Below are 15,425 nucleotides of genomic sequence, written 5' to 3'. Positions count from 1 at the left end.
GCCGAGCAAGTAGCTCAGTTAGCATTTGAACTGCTATCTGCCGAGCGAGAATAATTTAGCTATAAAGATCTACTTTTGAAATAGCGATCGATACTTTTGAGTGGTTTTAAGAATGAGCAGATAGAGAATAGGTAGTACTATTTGTCAGTGAACTGTGGAAAGATTTTCCTCCTTACGCAAAAACCCGCTTCAGCAGCGGGTTTCGAGCAATTCAGAATCCTTAACCCGGTTTTTGGTTCCAATGCTACTCAACCCCCAAAGAGCATGACACGAAGAAGTATTGCTGCTCCAACCGCAATTGTTTTCCTTGAGAGGATTCGTCGTTGGGATACAGGACTTTGGTAATGTTCTCGCATTCACTTTTCTCTTGCACGGCACCAAAGTAATCCCCTTTGTTGAATGCCTCAAAATCAAAAGACTCAGGTGCTTCAGCTTTCCAAAGCCGCAGTGTATTTGCCGTATTTGTCTGAAAGCCGAGAATGGGCGTGTCGTAAGGAACTCCTTTAACTACTTTGTAAGGCACCCACCGCGTTCGATAACGATCGCGTTCGTCAGTGTAGGATTCGGTGTGACCGCCAAATTTGACCTCTAATTGTGCCTCTGGGCGGGCAACTTCCCAGGGGTTGCCGTAACGCAGCCATTTATCCGTAATTTCGACTTGCCAGCCGTCTTTGATATCCTGGTCAAAAATGCCGTATTCGTAGCGAATCCCGTAACCGATCGCGGGTATTTCCAATGTGGCGAGCGAGTCGATGTAACACGCTGCCAAACGTCCCAAACCACCATTGCCTAATCCCGGTTCTTCTTCCTGTTCGAGCAACGCAGTCAGGTCGAGTCCCAATTCCGCCATCGCCTGCTTGACGATGTTGTAAAGCCCCAGGTTGATCGAGTTATTGCCCAGGTGCGGCCCTAGTAGGAACTCGGCAGAGAGATAAGCGACCGTCCGGGGTGCTGTTTCTAAGTAGGTTTGAGTGGTGTTCAACCAGCGATTGAGTAAGCGATCGCGCACCGTATACGCCAATGCCATGTAGTAGTCATTGCGAGTGGCAACCTTCGGAAACTTCGCCTGGATGTAGTATAAATGATCCAAAAACGCCCGTTTGATGGTTTCGACATCAATCCCCGTGCGATCGTCTTCAATTTGAATGTTATTGGGAACGATATTGACCATAACTCTAGCTCCTAATAGATGAGAAATTGTAAGTAGGCAAGTGGATGGCTGATGACCCCAGCGGTTTCAATCGGCTTCGGTGGTCGATCGACAACTTTGTTTTTCAACGGTTGTCCCCGTTCAAAGTCATTGATGTTGGAGAGCGTCGTGGTGGCGATCGATTCTAGGGCATTACGGGTAAAGAATTCCTGATGCGCTGTGATGACTACATTCGGAAACGATTGCAGCAGTTGGAAGGTCGTACAATGAAGGGCACCCATTTTTGGAGTGCCCTTGAGATTAAGTAATGACGGTTGGTTTTTCCATGCCAGTCAGTTCGCGAATGTGCGCTAATTCCTCCGCGATCGCAATTAAGTCTCGCAATGCCACTTGTGGGTCGAGGGACTGTTTGGTCGCATCTGCCTCAAAGCTTTCGAGATAAAGTCTGAGGGTCGCTCCTTGGGTACCCGTTCCAGATAGTCGGCAGACGATCCGCGAACCATCGGTAAAACCAATCCGCAGACCTTGATTTTGACTCACGCTACCATCGATCGGATCGGTATAGCTGAAATCATCCATGAATTCGACTTCATACCGCCCGAAAGTTTTGCCCTTCAGGGTTGGCATCAACTCGTTTAAGCCAGCCATCAAGGTATGGGCGCGATCGCTATCGATGGCTTCGTAGTCATGGCGTGAATAGTAATTGCGTCCGTAGATCTGCCAGTGTTCTTGCACGATTTGCTCGACCGATTGCTGGCGGACTGCCAGAATGTTCAGCCAGAAGAGGGCTGCCCAGATGCCGTCCTTTTCCCGGATATGGTTGGAACCAGTGCCAAAGCTTTCTTCCCCACAGAGGGTGGCTTTCCCAGCATCCAGCAAATTCCCAAAAAACTTCCATCCCGTCGGTGTTTCGTAGCAATCAATGCCCAGTTTCGCCGCGACTCGATCGGCAGCCTTACTGGTTGGCATGGAGCGGGCAATTCCGGCTAAGCCCTCTTTGTAACCTGGAATCAGCGTTGCATTGGCAGCCAAGATCGCTAAACTGTCACTGGGATTGACAAAAAAGCGACGACCTAAAATCATATTCCGATCGCCATCCCCATCAAAGGCTGCCCCAAAATCAGGCGCATTATCGCCAAAGAGGATCTCCACCAGATCGTGGGCATAAACTAGGTTGGGATCTGGGTGTCCGCCCCCAAAATCTGTCAGCGGGATGGCGTTTTGGACGGTTCCGGCTGGGGCACCCAACCGCTGCTGAAAAATCTGGTCAGCATAGGGTCCTGTCACCGCGTGCATGGCATCAATGCACATCCGAAAGCCATCGACGGTGAGAAATTGCTGGATCCGATCGAAGTCAAATAAAGACTGCATCAAATCCACATAGTCATTAACCGAATCAATGACTTCCACTACCATGCCACCCAATTCTGATCTGCCTAATGTGTCAATATCGACATCAGGAGCATCGATAATTTGGTAGCGATCGATCGACTTGGTGCGATCGAAGATCGCTGCTGTGACCGTTTCGGGCGCAGGTCCACCATTGCCAATGTTATACTTCACCCCAAAGTCGCCATTGGGTCCGCCAGGATTGTGACTGGCAGAAAGAATAATCCCCCCAAAGGCATGAAACTTACGGATCGCGCAGGATGTCGCGGGGGTGGAGAGAATGCCGTGCTGCCCGACTTTAACTTTTCCGATCCCATTGGCAGCAGCCATTTTCAAAATAACTTGAATGGCTTCTCGATTGAAGTACCGTCCATCTCCACCCAGAACCAGTGTTTGTCCCTGGCAGCCTTCGATGCTGTCGAAAATAGATTGAACGAAATTTTCTAAATAATGGGGCTGCTGAAAAACTGGAACAGACTTGCGGAGACCTGATGTACCTGGTTTTTGATCGGTAAATGGTTGTGTTGTAACAATGCGACTGGTCACTAAATACTCTCCCGAAGGCTCAATATCGATTACTGAATCACAGAATACAGGATTCTCCAAAAAAGAACGCCGAAGTGCAGATAATCTCTATTCCGGCGTTCCTTCAATGGACTAGTAAGGCCATCTCCAGTTCACAGTATCGGGACGATCGATCCCATGTTCGTAGGCATAAGCAGTACAAGAAATTTGCTCGTCTTTGAGCATTTCCTTGACATGGGCACCGGCAACCATCACTTTCGGCACGCGATCGATGACATCGATCGCAATACTAAAGCGATCGATCTGGTTTTGAATCGCTAAGTCTAGTGGCGTGTTAATATTGCCCTTTTCCTTGTAACCGCGCACATGGATATTGTGGTGATTAGTGCGACGATAGGTGAGCCGATGGATCAGCCAGGGATAGCCGTGGAAGTTGAAGATTACGGGCTTATCGGGCGTGAACAGACTATCAAAATCGCGACTGCTCAATCCATGGGGATGTTCCGTCTCTGGTTGCAACTTGAACAAGTCGATTACATTCACAAAGCGAATCTTCAGATCGGGAAAATTCTCCCGCAACAGACAGACTGCCGCCAACGATTCCCGGGTGGGAATATCCCCAGCAGTTGCCAGCACGACATCTGGTTCGGTTCCCTGGTCATTGCTGGCCCACTCCCAGAGATCGATCCCCTTGGTGCAGTTCTTCACCGCTGCATCCATATCGTGGTATTGCAAATGCATCTGTTTATCCGACACAATCACGTTGATATAGTTCTTGCTCCGCAAACAGTGATCGGCAACGGATAACAAGGTGTTGACATCGGGCGGGAGGTAAATTCGCACTACATCTGGACTCTTGTTGAGCACCACATCGATAAATCCTGGATCTTGGTGGGTGAAACCATTATGGTCTTGCCGCCACACCGTCGAGGTAATCAAAATATTGAGGGATGGGACTTCTTCGCGCCAGTGGATATTATTACAAATGGATAACCATTTCGCATGTTGATTAAACATCGAGTCAATCACATGGGCAAAGGATTCATAAGTCGAGAAGAAACCATGCCGTCCCGTGAGCAAATAGCCTTCCAGCCAGCCATGCAGCGTATGTTCGCTCAGCATCTCCATTACCCGACCGTCGGGAGCAAGTTCGCCCCCATCTTCGTCTTCGGGCAGGTATTCCCCAATCCAAAACTTCTTGCTGACTTCGTAAATGGCACCCAGTTTGTTGGAGGTATTTTCATCTGGACCAAACACGCGGAAGTTAGTCATGTTTTGCTTCATGATATCCCGCAGGAACGTCCCTAACGGTGCGGTGTTTCCGGCTTCAATCGTGCCGGGTTTCTCCACCTGTACGCCATAATGACGGAAATCTGGCATGTGCAACTCGTGCATCAATAAACCGCCATTGGCATAGGGCGTAGATCCCAACCGCTTGTCTCCGGTGGGCGCGATCGCCTTAATCTGCGGTAAGAGGGTGCCGTTTTCATCAAAGAGTTCTTCTGGCTTGTAACGTTTCATCCACTCTTCTAACAAGCGGAGGTGTTCGGGATTGCTATGCATCTCACCCATCGGCACTTGGTGCGATCGCCAGGACCCTTCCACCTGATGACCATCCACATTAGCCGGACCCGTCCACCCTTTAGGTGTCCGCATCACAATCATCGGCCAAATCGGACGAGTCGCCACACCGCTAGCACGGGCGGCTTGTTGAATGCTGTGAATCTGGGCAATGCAATGATTCAAGGTCGCCGCCATTGCCTGGTGCATCGATTCTGGATCGGACCCCTCAACAAAGTAGGGTTCATAGCCATAGCCTTCAAACAATGCCTTCAGTTCCCGATGACTGATCCGCGACAAAATCGTCGGGTTATTGATCTTGTAGCCATTCAGGTGCAGTACAGGCAGTACAGCACCATCCCGAATGGGATTGATGAACTTATTCGAGTGCCAGGAAGTCGCCAGCGGTCCTGTTTCTGACTCACCATCTCCAGGCATGGACACCACAATCAGGTTGGGATTATCGAAGGCAGCCCCATAGGCATGAGACAGGCTGTACCCCAGTTCGCCACCTTCATGAATGGAACCAGGCGTTTCTGGGGTGCAGTGGCTGCCAACGCCACCAGGGAAGGAGAACTGCTTAAAGAACCGCTGCATACCGGCTTCGTTCTGACTGCATTCCGTGTAGAAGCGGGAGTAACTGCCTTCTAGATAGCAAGGGCCGAGAAAACCAGGAGCACCGTGACCGGGACCGACCATGAATAACATATCCTGGTCGAATTTTTCGATCGCTCGGTTCAGGTGAGTGTAGAGAAAGCTAATCCCAGGACTCGATCCCCAGTGACCGAGCAACCGCTGTTTAATCTGTTCGGGTTTGAGTGGTTCCTTGAGCAAGGGATTTTCCCGCAGGTAAATCATGCCCACCGCCAGATAGTTTGCGGCTCGCCAGTAGGCATGAATATTGCGCAGTTCTTCTGCATTAAGCGGTGCGCCCTGAACTGTGGACCGCGCTGGTCCAAATGCACTGATGCTAATTTCTGCGGTTGGTTTTGGAGGTGTTGCGACCATAACGTTCGAGTCCTATCTCCGAGAGTACGATGTTTCTGGTGCGAGGCTGAAGGATTAGTCTAAGTAGTTAGATAGAATTAATTACACAAGATTTTGCTTGGAAATATTTTCGGCAAGGTGTTTGATAATCATAAATGTGTAATTAATTTCGTCTAGGTACTTAAATGTTGCTAATTAACCCATCGCTGCGCCTGGTCAATGCCTGAACAATTTGAACTTTTTCGAGAGTATTATTGCTCTATCTACTGTTTAAACTAGCATCGATCGCAACTTGAATGGAGTGTTAATTAACACAGAAGAAATGTTAAGTCTTATAAAGACACTTGAGAACTGTAACGCCGGATTTTCGCTTTGACGCGCACTTTTTCTAACGAATAAACTAATCGTTGGGCTTGATGTTGATAGAGGGGAGTACTCAAAATTCCTGGTAAGTTGTCCATCAACTCTCTAGCGACCTGTAGCGAACAACCGGAGATTCGCGCGATCGTATTTGCCCCTTCAAAACTGGATTCTGCCGTCATCGCTAGCTCGACCTCAACCTGCCAAGATTTGGGGTATCGATCGCCGATATCAATCCGGCGCAAACTGTCGGTCGTTGCTAAGACTATCAATCGATCGCCATTTACCAGCAAAATATCATCGGTCGGCATTAAAGTCGGGGGATTGGGACTGCGCTGGTGCAGAATGGGTACTACCCCATACCCAGAAGCAATTTCAGCTAGCAACAATCGATCGAGCGTGTCGCCTGCTTCGATCGCGTATTCCGTGACTAAAATAGTCTGCCGATCGCAGTGGAATAGATTTAGAATATTTTCGCCAAATGCCGCTCCAGCAAACACTTCTGCTGATACTGTCTGCATCCCTAGCACGCGCGCATTTGGCAGCGTTTTCATTAGATGTTGGCTCAATCTTTGTCCCGATGTCCGAATCACCAGATCGAGCTGCGGATCGATCGCCTGAACCATTAAGGCGACTTCGAGATTGAGCATTTCGTCGTCGGTGACGATAATGACGCTTTTGGCAGTCGGGAGATTGGCTTGTGCCAGGGACTGGGCGATATTACCCGTAATTATCGGCAGATCTGGCAAGATTGTACTGTTGATCTCTGGCTGCAATGTCACGCCCACGACAGCTTGCTTGACTTGCTGTAGCAAGAGGGCGACTTGTTGCCCGACTCGGCCTAAACCGATGATGATAATATGGTTCTGCTGTGGTAACGGCGGTCGCTGCTTGACAAATTGAAATTTGGATGACAAGAGAGACTCGGTTAGCACCGCATACAACACGCCGACAAAGGCAGTACCAGCCAGACTCAACCCGAGGGCGAAAGTTTGGAGCCACCAGGGAATCGTCGGAATTTGCTCGAAGTCGCCAAATAAATCGCCATAGCCTCCTAAGAGTAAGATCGCTGAGGCATAAAATGCCGACAACCAAGTCGTGTTGGGATAATATTGATGAAACAGGACGGTAGCGATCGCCAGTAACAACACAACAATCAGACAACAAATTAGAGCCACGCGGCGGACTTGTTGCTGAAAGTTCGATCGCCAAAACTGCATAAATCGATCGCCAGCGCGGCGCGCCCAGCGAGCGATCTGGGGTTGTTTGGTTTTTTTGCCAGCCGCAATCGGTCGATCTGGGGTAGCGTGAAGTGAAAATCGATCGGCAATTTCAATATAAGTAACTAAATCGCCAGCCGTAACTAGCTCTTCAAACTGCCATTGGTAGAAACCTGGCTCGGTTGCAGATGCGTTGTGAGCGAGTAGCTTCTGGCTGCGCGTATCGATCTGGTGTAGCTGACGAGCATTGCACCAAGGATGGTCGGGACTCATGCGTTGTCGCACCACCCGCAACCAGTAACCATCTAAATTAAAAAAGCCCACGGTATCCGTACCCAGCGCGGCAATAGCAAAGGAGTGAGCGGGAAGTTCGATCGGTTCGTAGGCGATAAAATTGCCGAGTTGTTGGCTTAATAGTCGATTGAGATTGGTTTTGGCCGATCGCACGACTAGCCGCGTCTGCGGGTTGAGTTGGCGGATGGCGAGGGCGATTTCGGCATTGACTCCCTCGTTACTAGTGACAATCAGGGCAGCGCGACAAGCTTGAATTTGGGCTTGCTCTAAAACATTATTTTCACGGCAATCGCCAATGATGAGATCGTCTAATAAATTGACTAAATTTGGAACTTCCCAACTTTGAGGCGCTACTTGTTCGATCGCGACGATCTTCACGCCAAATTGCTGGAGCGCCAGGACGCAGTGTTGTCCGAGGCTACCCAAACCACACACCAAAAAAAGATCTAATTTCATGCGCTTTGGGCATCACCATACCATGTTGGGACAATTGTACGCTAAGGCTGCGTCGAATATAGAGGAAGACTTTTTTTACCAACTCTTAGTTGTACATCGCCTTAATATCGTTCAAATTAGGCAAGATCGACTTCACGACACGATCGAGACAATCACTGCGATCGGGCTTCATGATAATTGGTTCCGAATTGAATAATCAATCGTTGGCGGTAGCGGAGCCTTTGCCTTGCAATAGCCTACCGTAAGGTAATCGCCAATCCCAACTTAACAAATTCTGGGTAATTGCTCGCCACTCAATAGATCGAGCCAGCGAGTAGTTCCCAGCTTACTATTTAAGATTACAGCAGGTGTGGTGGCTGCGACAACTTGACCGATCGCGCAAGCAGTTTCAGCTTCTCCAGTCTTCATCTGAGCCGATCTCAGGATCGCCAAGGCTCGATCGAGATCTTCTGGGGCGACAAACGCCACAAATCGCCCCTCATTGGCAATATACAGCGGATCGAGACCGAGTAGTTCGCAGGTTCCTTGCACCTCCTCTAGGACGGGAATTGCCGACTCTTCGATACTTGGCTAAAATGCGAAAGTTTGGTGATGCGGTCGCTTTACCTTGGTAGGCAAACTCGATGGCGTAGTGCCCTAAAGGGCATGATATTTAAAAGAGGGGGTTTGGGGGCTACGCCCCCATGTAGGGGCGCAGCCCCTACAACCCCAATCAAGATCGTCCTTTCTTGTTTAGGACTACCCTCAATGGCTAACTCAACGCTGACAAAACAACGTTATCAAAGTCAAAATCATGACCCAAAGAGTAAAAGAAATTCTCAGTTGGTATGGCAGTGACAACCCTGGAACTTTGTCAAACCTGTCTCGACTACTCAATCATGGCAAACTATCTGGAACTGGGAAGCTAGTAATTTTACCTGTAGATCAAGGCTTTGAACATGGACCTGCTCGAAGTTTTGCCGCAAATCCTGATGCTTATCATCCTCATTATCACTTCAAGTTAGCGTTGGCGTAGCCTACCGAAGGTAATCGATTCTGGCTGTAATGCCTATGCCGCTCCGTTAGGATTTATAGAAGCTGGCGCGCGTGAGTTTGCAGGACAAATCCCCTTAATTCTTAAAGTCAACGACCATGATGTGCTGGTGGATGATGCCGATCCATATCAAGCAATGACTGGTAGTGTTCAGGATGCGTTGCGGTTAGGATGTGTCGGTATTGGCTTTACGATCTATCCAGGTTCTTCCCATCGGCTAGATATGTACGGACAAATTCGCACCCTCGCCGAAGAAGCGAAAAGGTATGGATTAGCCGTAATTATCTGGTCATATCCCCGTGGATCGAGCTTGAGTAAAGCGGGAGAAACTGCGATCGATGTAACTGCATACGCTGCTCACATTGCCGCTCAACTTGGAGCGCATATCATCAAAGTTAAATTGCCAACCGCACACATTGAGCAGGAAGCAGCAAGAAAAGTCTACGAACAACAACAAATTCCCATTCAATCTCTAACCGAACGGGTGAGCCATATCGTGCAATGTACTTTTGGTCGAAATCGGATTGTGATTTTTTCTGGTGGTGCAACGGAGAGTGACGTAACTGTATTGGATGAGATTCGAGCGATCGCCCAAGGTGGTGGATTTGGTTCTATCATCGGTCGCAACTCATTCCAACGCTCTAAACCTGATGCTTTGGAGTTACTCAACTCAATCATGGAGATATATGGGGGTCAAATGAGCATCTGTACAGAAACTTACGCTAAGGCTGAGAACGTTGCTAGGTAAGCATTTCAGTATCAGTATTTTTGTTCTATAAGAATTGGAGAGAGTCAATATTCTATGCGTACCAGTTAACCTCTAGGTTAATTGGTACTGGAAATGAGTACGGTAAGCAGGGGTTTCAAGCCTCTAAATCTGAGAGGGTTCAATTGGTACAGTTTTCTGACGGGCAATCTGGATATTGAAAACAGCTTGTTTAATCCTTAGCGTAAGTTTCTGCTCGATTACTCATTTCACCCCATTTGTGACAAGTTAAGATGGGAGTACAGTTGTTAAGCAGGTTTGAGCGGCCGACTCGTGCTCCGCTACTGCGGAGCATAACGCACCGATGCTGCTAAGTTAGCTGGCTGACGTAGCTTGACATGTCCATTGAGAATGTTGTGTTCGACGATCGGTAAATCGGTTGGCAGCGATGTCGATGAAAATACTGGCTCGGTGTCATTATCGATCGGATTGCGCGACATAATTAACTCGATCGCTCGACTGACATTTTCGGGCAAGATGACGACCAACGCATTGCTAGGAGCCACATCTAATGCCCACTCAATCGCCACAGTCTCATCTAAGCAAATCGAGTATGGGACAGTAAAATTAGCCGCGATCGCCTGTCGATCGATCCCTTGGACGATCCAATATGCCGCGTTACCGCTTGGTCTCCCCCGCAAATCTTCGTCTTCTTTGACGATAATCTCATCAAAAATTGTCGCCGCGATGCTGCCCAATTCGATCGAATCTTCGTCACGCCGATCGCCAGGTCCCCCGATTACACCAATTTTCGGACCAGGCCAGTTCTTGACAAAGCTACCCAAAGCTGCATATCCAGATGGGTTGTGGGCGTAGTCTACTAATGCATGATAATTTCCCAACTTGAATAAATTCATTCGGCCTGGTGTGTGTTGCGCCGAGGCGGTGAAGGTGCGGAGAGCCGATCGAATCTCCTCGACTTTCACGCCTTGGACAAAGGCCGCCAGACAGCCAGCTAACGCATTGGCAATCATAAATGGTGCCCGCCCGCCCAGCGTCAGGGGTACTTGCTCGGCTCGCTCGATCCGGTGAATCCAATCCGGGTGCCAAATCTCCAGATAGCCCTGGTTATAGACGGCCGCAATCCCGCCCCGATGAACGTGCGATCGGACTAATTGGTTCCGCATATCCATCGAAAAATAGGCAACCCGACCGATGACATTTTCGGCCATCGCTGCCACCCGCTGGTCGTCGGCATTGAGCACGGCATAACCATCGGTATGCACCGCTTCGGCGATGACTGCTTTGACTTTGGCCATTTTGTCGATCGTGTCGATATCTCCCAAGCCGAGATGATCTGCTGCCACATTTAAAACTACCCCGACATCACAGCGATCGAAAGCCAAGCCCGATCGTAAAATACCACCCCGGGCAGTTTCTAACACGGCAATATCCACCGTCGGATCTTGAAGGATAATTTGGGCACTTTGTGGCCCAGTGGTATCACCTTTTTTCAACAGGCGATCGCCGATATAGATCCCATCCGTCGTGGTAAAGCCCACCGCCGCGTAAGTCTGACTGAAAATATGCGCGATTAGCCGCGTTGTGGTAGTTTTCCCGTTGGTGCCCGTCACCGCGACAATCGGAATCTGCTTCAGCGTTCCAGGGGGAAATAGCATCTGGAGAATGGGCGCAGCGACATTTCGCCCAACACCTTGACTCGGAGCCAGGTGCATCCGTAATCCAGGTGCGGCGTTAACCTCAAGAATCACGCCATCCGCTGCGCGCAGTGGTTTGGTGATATCCGTGGTCATGACATCGATCCCGGCTACATCCAGCCCGACGATCCGCGAGATCCGCTCTGCCATCCACAGGTTATCTGGATGGATCTCGTCGGTGCGATCGATGGCAATCCCACCTGTACTCAAATTGGCAGTCGCCCGCAGGTAACAGATCTGACCTGGTTCCAAAATGGTATCGAGAGTAAAACCTTGACTGACCAACATTTCAGCGGTAGCTTCATCTAATTGAATCAGGGTCAACAGATTGTCGTGTCCCACACCTCGGCGCGGATCGCGGTTTTCCCGATCGACTAGAGCCGCGATCGTTTCTAGCCCATTCCCGACGACATGAGCGGGTACTCGTTCTGCCACCGCCACTACCTGATGATTGACAACCAAAATCCGGTGATCCCGTCCCTGATAGAAATGTTCGACAATTACCCCAGTGGATACCTCACGGGCGCGATTGTAGGCTACTTGCGCGTATTCCCAATCCTGAATATCGATCGTAATCCCCCGCCCGTGGTTGCCATCTAGGGGCTTAATCACAATTGGATAACCACCCAACCGAACGATCGCCTCTTTTAATTCGCTAAAGGCGTAAATCGTCTCGCCTAAAGGAACGGGCACGCCCATCTGAGCCAAGATTTTTTTAGTATTGTCCTTATTACCAGCAAGTTCTACCCCCAACACGTTGGTATGGGAAGTCAAAGCCGCCTGCACCCGCTTTTGATACTTGCCATAGCCAAACTGGATTAAATCGCAGGTCTCTAATTGCATCCAGGGAATACCTAGCCTTTCGGCTTCGCGTAGCAGTGCGTCAGTAGTTGCACCCAAAGACGCTTCTGTCCGCAGATTTCTTAGATCGCGTAAATCTTGTCTCAGTTCGGCGAGGGGATAACTACCCGTATCGATAATGCTTTGACACAGCCGAAGCGCCGCTCTCGCTGCATAGTGTCCCGCCTCCTCATGGTGGTACTCAAAGACAACCTGGTAAACCCCTGGATCTGCGGTTTCACGGGTGCGACCGAAGCTCACATACATCCCCGCTAAAGTTTGCAGTTCTAACGCCACATGCTCTAAGATGTGCCCCATCATCGTGCCTTCCCGCACTCTGGTGAGGAATCCCCCCCGACAACCGGGCGAACAAAAATGCTCGTCTAGAATCGGCAAAGCCTCCACGAGTCCCTCATAAAAGCCAGGAATGGTATTGGAAGGTCGATCGGCTAGTTCCTCTAAATCTAGTCGGACAATAATCAGCTTCGATCGGCAAATACTCCAGTAGTTTGGACCTCGAAGTGTTTGGGTTTGGAGAATTTTCATAAGTTGGTTGGGGAACTTTCGCTGATTCTATCTAAATTAAATCCAACCTGAAATTAAATCCAAAACCCTCCGCTATACTCAAATCTTTTCTTGAATATGCTGAGGTATTATTCTTATCTTAATTTCAATTTGAATCGCTATTCTGTTGTACAATAACCCAGATTTGATGATTATGGGGTCGATTTCGCAAGGCGGAGGCTACGCCAACGACTGGAATTTTTCAAACCGTATCAACATAGCACGAGTCGCTGCTTGTAGTTGTAGCGATCGCCTCGACGCAATACATGAACCATGAGATGATGCAGGCTACGTGGAGAATTCTCAGCAGCCTCTGGATGGTTTGTGTGAGTCAACTTTACCGGATCGATAATGGTAATCGTTCCTTGCCCCAGCACTTCAAACGTGCCATTACCCCGAAATAACGATACTAGATTCTTGTGAATCACATGGGACGATCCCGATCGCCGACATCTTGCCACCAGCACTTTGAAAGAAAGCTGTTAAGAAGGTGTTTGAAAAGTTTTCCTTAACGCTTTTTGATACCTCAGATACCGTATATCTCTCACGAGAGAATCGGTGTTTAGGCGACTTTCAAAATTGCTCAAGTAGCTTTTCTTACCTCAGCCGACCCTTTTCAAACAGCCTCTAAGCTCGACTTTATCCATTTTTAAACGTCCCTATTTGAGACTGGCTCTGGGACTAGATCCGATCGGAATGACTTTTCACCGATCGAGAGAAACAGGTAATGTGCAAAAAGTCTAAACCGCTAGAACCTTTATGGTGAGGGGCTTAGATCTAGCGCGATCGAAAATGGATAAAGTCGAGCTAAGATATCGCAACCATTTACCTTGTCTTCTGCTCCACCGATCGCCATTGTGGGATAGCGGGTAGAAATAATTGGATACTGGGTAGAAATTGTCATGGATTGTTGAGATAGGACAGGCTTTACCTCAAGTATAAAACTCAAGCAAGTATAGCATCATATCTAAGGTTCGGACAAGCCTTGTTAAATTAGCTAAATAAAATCAATATCGAACATTGTAACGATCCTTACAGAATTAATCTAATTTCTAACAAAAACAACGTTACAATATACTTGGAGCGATTCAACAAAAAACAAGGAGGCTAAATCAAATGACTCAAGCAAGTTATCAGGAATTGTGCCAACTCAATCAGTCGATCAAAGACAAGATCGAAGCAGAACGGAGTGAAGCCGTTAAATTATTTAAAAAAATCATTCAGAAATTCGATTCTGATTATGGCACCAAAAAATCACTCAAAATCCTAGACTCCAACCGAAGCATGGGACGCAATATCTCTAACGAAGTTTACATGGAAAACAGGATCCAACCATGGAATCTTAATCTATGCTTAAACTTGACAGAAACTACCCACATAGATTTCGTTGCCGTCAAAGTTATGGCATCAAAGAATCATGAAACATGGAAGTTTAAAGTTGATGGAAAAGACCTAACAGTTAACTTCGATAATTCAGAAGAAACAACAGAAGATTGTTATAGCGAAGCCAGTAAACTTGTCTATGATAGTTTTTTACAAGAGATAGAACTCGGACACAATCTTTACAGTTTGAATTAGTGAATGGATGAATTTAAATTACCAAACGTCACGATCTCGATTGAGATCGATTTCGAGCTTTTGTTACAACAACCCCTAAGGTAATTTTTTTCTTTAAGAGTTGTTGGGTTATTTTTTCTGCTTAGTAAGTAGCAATGGTTCGGACAGTTTCAAAACCTTGGATCGCAAACCCACTATAAAGCCAGCATTTTAGTCTTTATTTAACTTCCCGTGTGCGTTTGAGCTAACAGTTAATTTAATCAAAGTATTAATCCCCAAAGCTTACAGCTTCGTTGTAAAAATGTCCGTAGTATTGAAGTAGGAATGTAAAGGAAAAGTCGTCAATTCAAAGATGAAATGCAATGCTTAGAGATCTTTGCCGAAATGCAAAAGTTTGGTGGTGCGATCTCTTTATCTTGGTATGAGATCGCCCGATCTTTTCTCTCAGTTTCTAAATATAGCGATCGCAATACAGCAAACCCTTTATACAGATAGATAATTGAGGCGATCGCACCTGAGATTGCTTTCATTATTCAGTAATTCGATTACGCTTCGCAGTCAGATAAAGTTTAATTTCCTCAAGTTGCCTCATCTTTTCGCCGATCTCTTCAAGTTTGCGATCGATTACTTTCAATTTTTCCGCAATCGGTATTTCTGTCTTTCCCCAAGTATCTATCAGATGCTTAATCTCATTCAGTGTGAATCCCAAAGATTTGCCTTGTGTAATAATGACAACTCGTTCTAGCATCTCTGGACTAAATTCCATGTAGGTTCTCATACCTGCTTGACGCTCTTGTGATTCAATCAATCCTTTTTTTTCGTAAAAGCGAATTGTGTCCTTAGTCAAACCTGTTTTCTTTGCCAATTCACCTATCAGCATGATATTTCCTCAAAATTAAAATCACCTCTTGACTGTGGAGTATAGTCCATTCGTGACAAGTTAAGAAGTGATCGCAGTTGTCAAGCGGGTTTGAGAAGATGGCTTAAAGAAGAATTGGTCGCCACTTCGTACATGTTCAGGAAAAGGGGCAATAATCAATTTGACGTTGGGTTTACGAATAGATTT

At 47.7% G+C, this 15,425-nt stretch carries 10 protein-coding genes and 3 pseudogenes; 2 read left to right on the top strand and 11 right to left on the bottom strand.

Features of this window, described 5'->3' with window-relative positions; all coding sequences use genetic code 11:
• Positions 1-256: 256 nt before the first annotated feature.
• The 6 genes and pseudogenes from ACEW9I_RS05995 to ACEW9I_RS05970 form a co-directional block, all read right to left on the bottom strand.
• Positions 257-1,171, bottom strand: a pseudogene (locus ACEW9I_RS05995) (glycogen/starch/alpha-glucan phosphorylase); the annotation flags it as partial.
• 11 nt (positions 1,172-1,182) lie between these two features.
• Positions 1,183-1,410: pseudogene (locus ACEW9I_RS05990) on the bottom strand (hypothetical protein); the annotation flags it as partial.
• 40 nt (positions 1,411-1,450) lie between these two features.
• Entirely contained in the window at positions 1,451-3,085 is a 1,635-nt protein-coding gene (locus ACEW9I_RS05985) for an alpha-D-glucose phosphate-specific phosphoglucomutase (protein ID WP_373539444.1), read from the bottom strand.
• A 111-nt stretch (positions 3,086-3,196) separates the two neighbouring features.
• Positions 3,197-5,632: a phosphoketolase gene (locus ACEW9I_RS05980; RefSeq protein ID WP_373539443.1), complete on the bottom strand. Its 2,436-nt coding sequence runs from the start codon at positions 5,630-5,632 to the stop codon at positions 3,197-3,199.
• A gap of 311 nt (positions 5,633-5,943) precedes the next feature.
• Positions 5,944-7,941 carry an NAD-binding protein gene (locus ACEW9I_RS05975; protein WP_373539442.1) on the bottom strand — a complete coding sequence of 666 codons (1,998 nt, stop codon included), beginning with the start codon at positions 7,939-7,941 and terminating at the stop codon, positions 5,944-5,946.
• Positions 7,942-8,205: 264 nt separating this feature from the next.
• Complete coding sequence (locus ACEW9I_RS05970; protein ID WP_373539445.1) at positions 8,206-8,490, bottom strand: AIR synthase-related protein; 285 nt, start codon at positions 8,488-8,490, stop codon at positions 8,206-8,208.
• A gap of 244 nt (positions 8,491-8,734) precedes the next feature.
• Here ACEW9I_RS05970 and ACEW9I_RS05965 point away from each other — a divergent pair.
• Positions 8,735-9,722: pseudogene (locus ACEW9I_RS05965) on the top strand (class I fructose-bisphosphate aldolase).
• A gap of 299 nt (positions 9,723-10,021) precedes the next feature.
• Here the strand turns inward: ACEW9I_RS05965 and cphA are convergent.
• From cphA to ACEW9I_RS05950, 3 genes are all read right to left on the bottom strand, one after another.
• The gene (gene cphA / locus ACEW9I_RS05960; RefSeq protein ID WP_373539441.1) at positions 10,022-12,784 is read right to left on the bottom strand and encodes a cyanophycin synthetase; all 2,763 of its coding nucleotides are present in this window, start codon (positions 12,782-12,784) and stop codon (positions 10,022-10,024) included.
• 230 nt (positions 12,785-13,014) lie between these two features.
• Positions 13,015-13,263 carry a hypothetical protein gene (locus tag ACEW9I_RS05955; RefSeq protein WP_373539440.1) on the bottom strand — a complete coding sequence of 83 codons (249 nt, stop codon included), beginning with the start codon at positions 13,261-13,263 and terminating at the stop codon, positions 13,015-13,017.
• Positions 13,264-13,559: 296 nt separating this feature from the next.
• Positions 13,560-13,706, bottom strand: coding sequence for a hypothetical protein (locus ACEW9I_RS05950; RefSeq protein ID WP_373539439.1), 147 nt, complete (start codon positions 13,704-13,706; stop codon positions 13,560-13,562).
• A gap of 212 nt (positions 13,707-13,918) precedes the next feature.
• Here ACEW9I_RS05950 and ACEW9I_RS05945 point away from each other — a divergent pair, with 212 nt between their 5' ends.
• Positions 13,919-14,380: a hypothetical protein gene (locus tag ACEW9I_RS05945; protein ID WP_373539438.1), complete on the top strand. Its 462-nt coding sequence runs from the start codon at positions 13,919-13,921 to the stop codon at positions 14,378-14,380.
• A gap of 320 nt (positions 14,381-14,700) precedes the next feature.
• On the opposite strand, the gene ACEW9I_RS05940 is transcribed toward ACEW9I_RS05945, so the two are convergent.
• Together ACEW9I_RS05940 and ACEW9I_RS05935 are read right to left on the bottom strand one after the other, a co-directional pair.
• The gene (locus ACEW9I_RS05940) at positions 14,701-14,889 is read right to left on the bottom strand and encodes a hypothetical protein (RefSeq protein WP_373539437.1); all 189 of its coding nucleotides are present in this window, start codon (positions 14,887-14,889) and stop codon (positions 14,701-14,703) included.
• Positions 14,889-15,239: a MerR family transcriptional regulator gene (locus ACEW9I_RS05935; protein WP_373539436.1), complete on the bottom strand. Its 351-nt coding sequence runs from the start codon at positions 15,237-15,239 to the stop codon at positions 14,889-14,891. Before ACEW9I_RS05935 ends, ACEW9I_RS05940 begins: the two co-directional genes overlap by 1 nt.
• Positions 15,240-15,425 lie beyond the last annotated feature (186 nt).

The organism is Chamaesiphon sp. (assembly GCF_041738855.1).
Lineage (GTDB): Bacteria > Cyanobacteriota > Cyanobacteriia > Cyanobacteriales > Chamaesiphonaceae > Chamaesiphon.
The sequence above is the reverse complement of the archived record's forward strand: the minus strand, read 5'-3'. Positions and strand labels throughout refer to the sequence as shown.

What these genes read in the sequence shown, in the direction of transcription:
- ACEW9I_RS05980 (WP_373539443.1), bottom strand. Translation starts at nt 5,632, where the DNA reads ATGGTCGCAACACCTCCAAAACCAACCGCAGAAATTAGCATCAGTGCA.
- ACEW9I_RS05975 (WP_373539442.1), bottom strand. Translation starts at nt 7,941, where the DNA reads ATGAAATTAGATCTTTTTTTGGTGTGTGGTTTGGGTAGCCTCGGACAA.
- cphA (WP_373539441.1), bottom strand. Translation starts at nt 12,784, where the DNA reads ATGAAAATTCTCCAAACCCAAACACTTCGAGGTCCAAACTACTGGAGT.
- ACEW9I_RS05950 (WP_373539439.1), bottom strand. Translation starts at nt 13,706, where the DNA reads ATGACAATTTCTACCCAGTATCCAATTATTTCTACCCGCTATCCCACA.
- ACEW9I_RS05945 (WP_373539438.1), top strand. Translation starts at nt 13,919, where the DNA reads ATGACTCAAGCAAGTTATCAGGAATTGTGCCAACTCAATCAGTCGATC.
- ACEW9I_RS05940 (WP_373539437.1), bottom strand. Translation starts at nt 14,889, where the DNA reads ATGAAAGCAATCTCAGGTGCGATCGCCTCAATTATCTATCTGTATAAA.
- ACEW9I_RS05935 (WP_373539436.1), bottom strand. Translation starts at nt 15,239, where the DNA reads ATGCTGATAGGTGAATTGGCAAAGAAAACAGGTTTGACTAAGGACACA.